Here is an 8,664-nt window from a genome sequence, read left to right on the forward strand (position 1 = left end):
CGGGACGCGCCGGCGGCTCGGCCGCGGCGGCGTTCGGATCGGCCGGGCGGATCGCGGGCGCGGCGCTGCCCAGTGGGGCCTGTCCTGGCGTGCCCTGCGCTGGCGTGGCCTGGCCTGGCGTGCCCTGGCCCGGTTCGGCCCGGCCGCGGGCACTGCGATAGGCGGCCAGTTCGCGTTCCGTCGGCAGCGTCGCGGTGCGGCCCTGCCGGTCCCGGAATTCCAGCACCACCAGGCCCAGCGCGGGATCGAGGCGCAGGGAGGGGTTGGGCGTCGCCGGCGGTTCCGGCGCCGTCGGGGCAGGCTCCGGCCGCGCCGAGACCCGCGGCCGCGGGGCGGCTTCCTTCGGGGCGTCCGCCGCCACAGGCGGGGACAGGGGGGCGACCGTGCTCATGGCTCTTGCAACCCTTCCATGACAGAAAATGCCTGAAGAAGGGGTTAAGCCGCGCCACCAAAAACGGTGTCGCCGCGGGTTTCCGGCGCGCCGGCCCTGCCGCTCGGCGGGCCGCTGCCGCCGGCTCGGCCGTCCTGGCCCGACGGCACGATCCCCCGCGGCGGGTTCGCCGGTGCCGCCACGGGGCGGGCGGTGCGCCAGCCTGGTTTGACGCCGCCAGGCGCAGGGCCGATCCTGCCCGGCGCCTTGCCGTCCCTCCGCACCCACCTTATCACCGCCTGCGTCGCCGCCCTCGGCGGCGCACTGCTCGCGCTGCTGCATGTCCCGCTCGCCTGGATGATCGGCGCGATGATGGGCACCGCCGCGCTCGCCTGGCACCGGGAGGTCGCGGTGCCGGCCTGGGCGCGGCCGGCGGGCCTGGTCTTCCTCGGCCTCGGGCTCGGCGGCACCTTCTCCGGCCCCGTGCTGGCGGCGGTGACCGGGGCGCTGCCCGTGCTGCTGCTCTGCGGCGTCGCCTCCATCGCCACCGGCTTCCTGGTGGCGCGGCTGTTCACCCGGCTGGCCGGGACGGATGCGCAGACCGGCTTCTTCTGCGCCGTGCCGGGCGGGGTCATCGTCATGGCCATGCTGGCGCAGGAGGCGAAGGCGAGCGTCGCCGCCGTCACCCTGGCGCAGACCATGCGGGTGCTGGTGGTGGTGCTGACCTTCCCGCCGCTGCTCGGCTGGCTGGCGCCGCATGGCGAGTACAGCGAGTTCATGGCGCCGCGCGCCGCGGTGTGGTGGCCCGGCCTGCTGGGCATGGCCGCGGCCGGGCTGCTGCTGGCCTTCCCGCTGCGCCGCCTCGGCCTGGCGAATCCCTGGATGCTGGGGCCCTGCGGCCTGGCGATCATCCTCGCCGCCACCGGCCATCTGCCCTCCGGCGTGCCGGTGCCGGTGGTGGATGCGGCGCAGGTGGCGATGGGCGCCACGCTGGGGACGCGGCTGACGCGCAGCTTCCTGCTGCGCTCCCGCCGCCTGGCGCTGGCCGGCGTGCTCTCCTCGGCGGTGCTGTCGGTGGTCCTGGCGCTGCTCGCCTGGGGCGTCGCCGTGCTGGCGGACATGCCGGTGGCGGCGGTGATCCTCGGCCTGGCGCCGGGCGGGATGCCGGAGATGGCGCTGACCGCCAAGGCGCTGGAACTGGCGGTGCCGCTGGTGCTGGGCTTCCACCTCACCCGCACGGTGCTGTGCAACCTGCTGGTCGGGCCGCTGCACAAATGGGGCGTGCGCTGGGGGTTGCTGTAGAACCCATGCCGGCCAGCATGAATGCTGTCCGGCATGATCATCGTGTCTGGCGCGCAGCCGCCACGCCAACCCTGCGCGCCGGCACCAAGGGTTCCAGGGGCCCTTTGGCCCTTGGCAGGGGAAGATCGGGGCGCCCGTCGAAGGCAGAGCCTGCGATGGGGTCCCGGGGAGTGGGACGGCGTCCCCCTCGCCTATCGCGGCACCGCCGCCACGGTCGCCCGCGGCGGCACCGCCTGCGCCTGCTGCGGCGTGCGCGGCTGCCAGCGATACAGGTAGTCGTGGTTGGCGAAGAACTCGTCGCGCGGGAACATGTCGGTCAGGCTGGCCGGGTCGCGCGCCGTCTCCGGCCGCCAGTGATAGGCCGCGCCCGAGACCTCCTGCGCCAGGGACCCGATGGCGGGATTGCCGCGCCTCGCATGCGCCAGCACCGCCGGATCGGCCAGCTTCTGCAGCAGGCGCGCATGGTCGAAGGGGATCGGGTCGTTGGACCCGATCAGCACCGGGAAGGGCTGCAGCAGGATCGCATGCGGGAAGACCGCGGCGAAGGTCTCCACCACCCGCGCGGTCGGCGCCCACTGCACGTAGATCCCGCCCTTGGCGAGGCGGGTCCGCACCGCCTCCAGGAACTCGGCGGAATAGAGCAGGCCGCTATGCGAGCTTTGCGGCAGCACCGCATCGGCCTCGATGACGTCGTAGCGTTCGGTGCCCTGGGCCAGCGCCTGGCGGCCGTCGCCATATTCGAAGCGCACGCGCGGGTCGCGCAGCAGGGCGGCGACGGCGCCCTCCGGCCGTGCCGCGGCGATCTCCGCCAGCGTGTCGAGCACCGGCTTGATCAGCTCGATCGCCCGGATCTCCTTCGTCGCCGGGGAGATGGCGGCGCCCCAGGGCGTGCCGCTGGACCCGACGCCGATGGCCAGCACCTTCTCCGGCGCCGGGTGGATCAGCGGGCCGATGGACCCGAGCAGGATGTGCACCGGCAGGAAGGGCACGCTGCCCTGGCCATGGCCCATGATGAAGAAGCGGCCGGTGGGCTTGCCCGGGTCCTCCGCCGTCTCGCGGTAGAACGCGACGCCGGACCGGTCCTCGGACCAGGCGGCGAAGCTGCCCTCCGCCTGGCCGTGCATGCGGCTCCAGAAGGTGCCGTTGCCGGGCAGCGCGACCAGCGCCACGGCGCAGGCGGCGGCCAGCCCGGCTTCCCAGCGCCGGGCGCGGAGCGAGGCGAGCAGGGATGCGCCGCGGCCGGCCTGCCACAGCCAGCCCAGCAGCAGCAGGGCCGACAGCGCCGCCAGCAGCTTCAGCGTGCCCATGCTGCCCAGGATGTGCAGCGTGACGAGGCCGGTGCCGATCGACCCCGCGGCATTGCCGGCGATGTTCGCCAGTTGCACCCAGCCGACCCGGGCGCCGACGCTCGCCAGATCCTGCTGCACCGCCCGCTGGACGAAGGGGAAGGTCATGCCGATGAGGAAGGCGGGCGGCGCCACCACGACGACGACGAGCAGGGTGGAGACCACCATCGGCGCCAGGGTGAAGCGCCAGTGGTCCACCGACATCAATCCGCTGAGCGGCGGATAGGGCAGCGCCAGCCAGAGCGCGCCGATCAGCAGCGCGGCGAGCACGAAGCCCGCCCCCTGGGTGACGAAGAAGGCCGGGCGCGGGTCCGGCAGCCGCCGCACCATCCGCGCCGCCAGCGCCATGCCCAGCCCATCGGCCAGCAGGAAGATCCCGAGCACGGTGGGGAACAGATAGGCATGGTACTGCCCGACCTGCCCCAGCAGCCGGACCCAGAGGATCTCGAGCGCGACGATGACGTAGCCCGACAGGAAGACCAGCAGGCACCAGAGCGGCAGGCTGCCGAAGGGGGCCGCCTTGGCCGCGCCCGGCCGGGCGGCGTCCGGCGCCGCCGCGGCGCGCGCGCCCGGCAGCAGGGTCAGCGCCAGGGCGGCGGCGGCCAGGTTCAGCGTGGCCGCGAGGCCGAGCGCCCCGGTGAAGCCCAGGTTGCCCACCACCAGCCAGCCGCCCAGCAGCGCGCCCAGCCCCGCCCCCAGCGTGTTCAGGCCGTAGAGGGTGCCGATGCGCTCCGCCAGCCTGTCGAGCGAGGTGGCGATGGCGCGGCAGAGCAGCGGCAGGGACGCGCCCATCAGCGTGGTCGGCACCACCAGCCCGGCGAAGCAGAGGGCGAAGACCAGCGCCGGCCCCTCCACCCGCCCGGCCAGGCCCAGCGCCAGCCAGTCATAGAGGAAGGGCTTGGAGACCAGGGCGCAGAGCGCCACCACCGCCTCGCACAGGGCGAAGCCCAGCAGCGCCCGGGCCGGTGTCAGCCGGTCCGCCAGCAGGGCGCCGAGGATGGAGCCGAGGCCGAGCCCGGCCAGGAAGGCGCCGACCACCAGGGCGGCGCTGACCGTGTCCGACCCCGCGAAGATGCCGAGCATGCGTTGCCAGACGATCTGGCAGAGCAGGGCGCCGAAGCCCGAGCAGAAGAAGGCCAGCATCAGACGCGGCATCGGCGGCGTTTCCCCATCACGCAATCCGGAGAGGACGTTTCGCCACACGAAACGGGCCGGCGAAAGTCTTGAAAGTGGCTTCAATGTGACAGGAATGTCATTCCCGCCGCAGAATCCCATCCACCAGCCGGTCCGCCCAGGGTCGGGACTGGAAGTCCCGCCGCAGCGCCGCCTCGTCGTAATCCTCGCGCAGCCAGTCGAGGAAGGGCTTCGGCCGCTCCCGGGTCTCGGTCGCATAGCGGGCGAAGAAGGCATCGAGGATGCCGGTGCGGCTCTGCCGCACATGCCCCCAGCGGAGGGAGAGCTGGGCGGCCGCCTCCTCCACCGGCCGGCCCTGCAGCAGCAGCCACAGCCCGGCGGCCAGGCCGGTGCGGTCGGCGCCCGACTTGCAATGGATCAGCACCGGCTCCGGCACACTCCGGAAGATCTCGGCCAGGCGGAGGATGCGGTCCTTGTGCGGCGCGCCGCGGCTCTCGAAGGGCGCATCCACATGCTGCAGGCCGAGCGCGGCGGCGGCCGCGCGGCCGAGCCGGTCCGACCCGCAGTCGCGGCGCTCGCCGCGCAGGTTGATGACCGTGCGCAGGCCGAGGCGGCGCTGCGCATCCCGCAGCTGCCAGGGCAGCGGGTGGTTGGAGCGGTAGAGCCGCCCGCTCTCGACCACGCCCCAATTGCGCCAGGAGATGCGCAGCAGGGCGTGATCCACGAGGAGGCTGTTCAGCCAGGCGCGCCGCCCCTCGAGCGGCGGCGCCCCGGTGCGGGTCCCGGACATGCCGGCGATATGCGGCGTGGGCCGCGGGAAGGCCAGAGCGGATCCTCGGGCGATCCAGGCGCCCGCGCCCGGCCGCCCCGGCCGCGGGCGCCATACGGCACGCCGCGCCTTGGCGCCGTGTTGGCCCGGGGGGGGGGGGCAGGCCCGCCGAGGGACTTCCGCGGCCGCAGGCGCATCCGCCGCCGGCCCCGCCTGCGGAACGCCGCCCGGAGCGCCCCGGCCGGGATCGCCATCTCGGCGAGCAGGGCCGGCACGCCGACAGGGCGCCGACCACGACCCAGCAGGGCCACCGGCAGGACCGCCGAGACGCGGCCGCAACGCGGCGGGCAGGATCGGCAGCGCGATGCCGGCGGCCCCGGCCGCAGCCACCGGGGCGGGTCGCAGGAACGGGCGCACCGCGACCGGGACGACCAGGGGCCGGCGCGCCACCGGCCCACCAAGCCGGACCGCATCCGGGCATCGGGCGGCGGCGGGGAGCGCGACCGTCACCATGCCCAAGCCCCCGCCAGCGGGCGCTGAGCGGCAAGCGGGGGAAGGCGGGAGCTACACTCCCCCGGTGCCTTCCGGCCCGCCCTCGCCTATTCCATCCGCGCGCCGCTGATCTTCACCATCTCGGCGAACATCGGGCGCTGGCGGGCGGCATGGGCCACCGCATCCTCCGGCGTGCTCCAGAGGCAGCGGGCACCGGTCTGCTGGAAGCGCTGCTGCACCGCCGGGTCGGCCGCGATCTCGCGCAGCGCGGCATTCACCTTGTCCATGATCGGGCGCGGCATGCCGGCCGGCCCGACCCAGGTGCACCAGGACGTCACGACGAAATCCCGCACCCCGGCCTCCGCCATGGTCGGGATGTTCGGCAGCGTCGGCCAGCGCGCCGGGCTGGTCACCGCATAGGCCTTCAGCCGCCCCTCCGCGATCACCGGGATGTAGCTGGCCAGGTTGTCGATGGCGAAGGTCAGGTCGCCCGACAGCATCGCCGGGATGATCTGCGCCGCGCCGCGGAAGGGCACGTGCTGGCCGTCGATCCTCTCCCGGTCGCAGAACAGGGCGCCGGACAGATGCGCCGTCGTCCCGACCCCGGGGCTGCCGAAGGAGACGCCGTTGCGCCGCGCCTTCGCCCAGTCGATGAACTCCCGCAGCGTGTTCGGCGGCGTGTACTGCGCCGGCGCCACCACCACGTTCGGCAACTCCCAGTGCATGGAGATGACGGAGAAGTCCTTCTCCGGGTCGAAGGGCAGCTTCGCGTAGAGGAATTGCGAGATCGACAGGTTGGCGACCGTCGCCGGCCCCTGGGTGTAGCCGTCCGGCGCCGCTTTCGCGATCGCCTCCATGCCGATATTGCCGCTGGCACCCGGCCGGTTCTCCAGCACGAAGGGCTGGCCGAGCTTCGCCGAGAGCTGTTCCGAGACGATGCGCGCCAGCACGTCGGTCGAGCCGCCGGGCGGCCAGGGGATCACCACGCGGACGGGGCGGTTCGGCCAGTCGCCGGCGGACTGGGCGAGTGCCCCTTGGAACACGGCCGGCGCGGCGAGCGGAACGAGGGGGGCAGCCAGCAGCAGGCTGCGGCGCGTGGTCATGCGGTGTCTCTCCCGGTCGGTTTGCCCTGGTGGGGCGCGCCTCATGGCACCGGTGGGGACGTGGCGCAAAGGGGGGGTCGCCGGGCCGCGCCGGCTGCGGCAAGAATCGGCCGGACGGCGCGGATCGCCACCGGGGGCGCGGCGCCTGGCCGCGGCCCGGCGGCGGGACTCCGCGCCACCATCGAATTCCGGGGCCGCCCTGCGGCGCCTGCCCCGGCTTGAGGGACTGCCGATGACACCGGAGGAATTCCGCCGCTTCGGCCACCAGCTGGTGGACTGGGTCGCCGACTACCGCGCCGGCCTCGAAGCCCATCCCGTCCAGGCGCCGGTCGCGCCGGGGGAGATCCGCGCGCAGCTCCCCGCCAGCCCGCCGGACCAGCCGGAGGACATGCAGGCGGTGCTGGCCGATCTCGACCGGATCGTGATGCCCGGCATCACGCATTGGCAGTCGCCGCGCTTCTTCGGCTATTTCCCGGCCAATGCGCCGCTGGCCGGCGTGCTGGGCGACCTGGTCAGCACCGGCCTCGGCGTCATCGGCCTGTCCTGGCAGTCCGGCCCGGCGGTGACCGAGCTGGAGGAGGTGGTCACCGACTGGGTCCGGCAGATGGTCGGGCTGAGCCCGGCCTGGAGCGGGGTGATCCAGGACACCGCCTCCACCAGCACGCTGGTGGCGCTGCTCTGCGCCCGGGAACGCAGCACCGGCTATGCCATGGCGCGCGGCGGCCTGCAGGCCGAGGCGGCGCCGCTGGTCGTCTATGTCTGCGCCCAGAGCCATTCCTCGGTCGACAAGGCGGCGCTGCTCGCCGGCTTCGGGCGGGACCAGGTGCGGCTGGTACCCTTCGACGACGCCTATGCCATGCGCGCCGATGCCCTGGCGGCGATGGTGGAGGAGGACCTGGCGCGGGGATGGAGGCCCTGCGCCGTGGTCGCCACCACCGGCACCACCGCGACCACGGCGGTGGACCCCGTGGGCGCCATCGCCGCGGTCGCGCGCCGGCATGGCCTGTGGCTGCATGTGGATGCCGCCATGGCCGGCAGCGCGATGATCCTGCCGGAATGCCGCTGGATGTGGGACGGGATCGAGGCCGCCGACAGCCTGGTGCTGAACGCCCACAAATGGCTGGGCGTGCCCTTCGACTGCTCGCTGTATTTCGTGCGCGACCCGCAGCACCTGATGCGCGTGATGTCCACCAACCCGTCCTTCCTGCAATCCAGCGTGGACGGGCAGGTGAAGAACCTGCGCGACTGGGGCATCCCGCTCGGCCGGCGCTTCCGCGCCCTCAAGCTGTGGTTCGTCATCCGCGAGCAGGGGGTGGAGGCGCTGCGGGCGCGGCTGCGGCGGGACATGGCGAATGCGCGCTGGCTGGCGGAGCAGGTGGCGGCCGCGCCGGGCTGGCGCGTGCTGGCGCCGGTGGCGCTGCAGACCGTCTGCCTGCGGCACGAACCGCCGGGGCTGGAAGGCGCGGCGCTGGATGCGCACACCACGGGATGGGCGGAGCGCATCAACCGCTCCGGCGCGGCCTATCTGACGCCGGCGGTGCTGGACGGGCGCTGGATGGTGCGCGTCTCGGTCGGGGCGGAGACGACCGAGCATGCGCATGTCGCGGCGCTGTGGGACGCGATGCGGCGGGCGGCCGAAGGGCCGGGCTGAGCGGCGCTCAATTCCATGTAGTGTCGTTTGCGACATATTTTGGGCAAACGGCTGATCCGGACCGGGTTTCTGACGATCCGGATTTTGGAATTGAGGGATTGAGCGGATTTATCGGGGACGTCGCGGGCCGCCAGGCAGCGCACAGACCGTGACCTTTTTCCTATAGCCAACCCCATCTGCCGAGGCAAGGCCGGCGATATCCCGATCGCCCCTTGCCCCGGGCGGCGACCGCAGGCGGGCGCGGCCTTGGCGTGGGACGGGCATCCCGGAAGGCCCGCCCGGCCTGTCGCACCCCGCTGCCCGCGCGCCCATCGCCGTCCAGGCCGCCTGCCTGCGCGGCCTCGCCCGCGGCGGCAGCCTCGACGGCATGCTGCCGCGGCAGGTGCGGCAAGGGCGCCCTGGCCTCGACCCGATGCCGGGCTGTCGCCTGCGGCGGTTCACGGCAGCGCCGCGCCCGGTCTCCGGCTGCTCGGGCGCGGCGGCGCAGGGGACGCGGC

At 74.1% G+C, this 8,664-nt stretch carries 5 protein-coding genes and 1 pseudogene; 2 read left to right on the forward strand and 4 right to left on the reverse strand.

Annotated elements, in window-relative coordinates:
* Nucleotides 1-391 (reverse strand): annotated as a pseudogene (locus tag E2C05_RS25295) (hypothetical protein); the annotation flags it as partial.
* 246 nt (nt 392-637) lie between these two features.
* Here E2C05_RS25295 and E2C05_RS25300 point away from each other — a divergent pair.
* Complete coding sequence (locus tag E2C05_RS25300) at nt 638-1,672, forward strand: AbrB family transcriptional regulator (protein ID WP_158292363.1); 1,035 nt, start codon at nt 638-640, stop codon at nt 1,670-1,672.
* A gap of 191 nt (nt 1,673-1,863) precedes the next feature.
* Here the strand turns inward: E2C05_RS25300 and E2C05_RS25305 are convergent, their stop codons facing one another.
* From E2C05_RS25305 to E2C05_RS25315, 3 genes are all read right to left on the reverse strand, one after another.
* Nucleotides 1,864-4,173, reverse strand: coding sequence for a spermine/spermidine synthase domain-containing protein (locus E2C05_RS25305; RefSeq protein WP_133222421.1), 2,310 nt, complete (start codon nt 4,171-4,173; stop codon nt 1,864-1,866).
* Nucleotides 4,174-4,270: 97 nt separating this feature from the next.
* The gene (locus E2C05_RS25310; protein ID WP_133222422.1) at nt 4,271-4,942 is read right to left on the reverse strand and encodes a tyrosine-protein phosphatase; all 672 of its coding nucleotides are present in this window, start codon (nt 4,940-4,942) and stop codon (nt 4,271-4,273) included.
* Between the two features lie 578 nt (nt 4,943-5,520).
* Nucleotides 5,521-6,516, reverse strand: coding sequence for a Bug family tripartite tricarboxylate transporter substrate binding protein (locus E2C05_RS25315; RefSeq protein WP_133222423.1), 996 nt, complete (start codon nt 6,514-6,516; stop codon nt 5,521-5,523).
* A 232-nt stretch (nt 6,517-6,748) separates the two neighbouring features.
* Here E2C05_RS25315 and E2C05_RS25320 point away from each other — a divergent pair, with 232 nt between their 5' ends.
* Complete coding sequence (locus E2C05_RS25320) at nt 6,749-8,167, forward strand: pyridoxal phosphate-dependent decarboxylase family protein (protein WP_133222424.1); 1,419 nt, start codon at nt 6,749-6,751, stop codon at nt 8,165-8,167.
* Nucleotides 8,168-8,664 lie beyond the last annotated feature (497 nt).

The sequence above is a fragment of the Paracraurococcus ruber genome (genome assembly GCF_004353985.1).
Classification (GTDB): domain Bacteria; phylum Pseudomonadota; class Alphaproteobacteria; order Acetobacterales; family Acetobacteraceae; genus Paracraurococcus; species Paracraurococcus ruber.

Coding starts and splice junctions, on each gene's coding strand:
- E2C05_RS25320 (WP_133222424.1), top strand. CDS start 6,749: ATGACACCGGAGGAATTCCGCCGCTTCGGCCACCAGCTGGTGGACTGG.
- E2C05_RS25305 (WP_133222421.1), bottom strand. CDS start 4,173: ATGCCGCGTCTGATGCTGGCCTTCTTCTGCTCGGGCTTCGGCGCCCTG.
- E2C05_RS25315 (WP_133222423.1), bottom strand. CDS start 6,516: ATGACCACGCGCCGCAGCCTGCTGCTGGCTGCCCCCCTCGTTCCGCTC.
- E2C05_RS25310 (WP_133222422.1), bottom strand. CDS start 4,942: ATGTCCGGGACCCGCACCGGGGCGCCGCCGCTCGAGGGGCGGCGCGCC.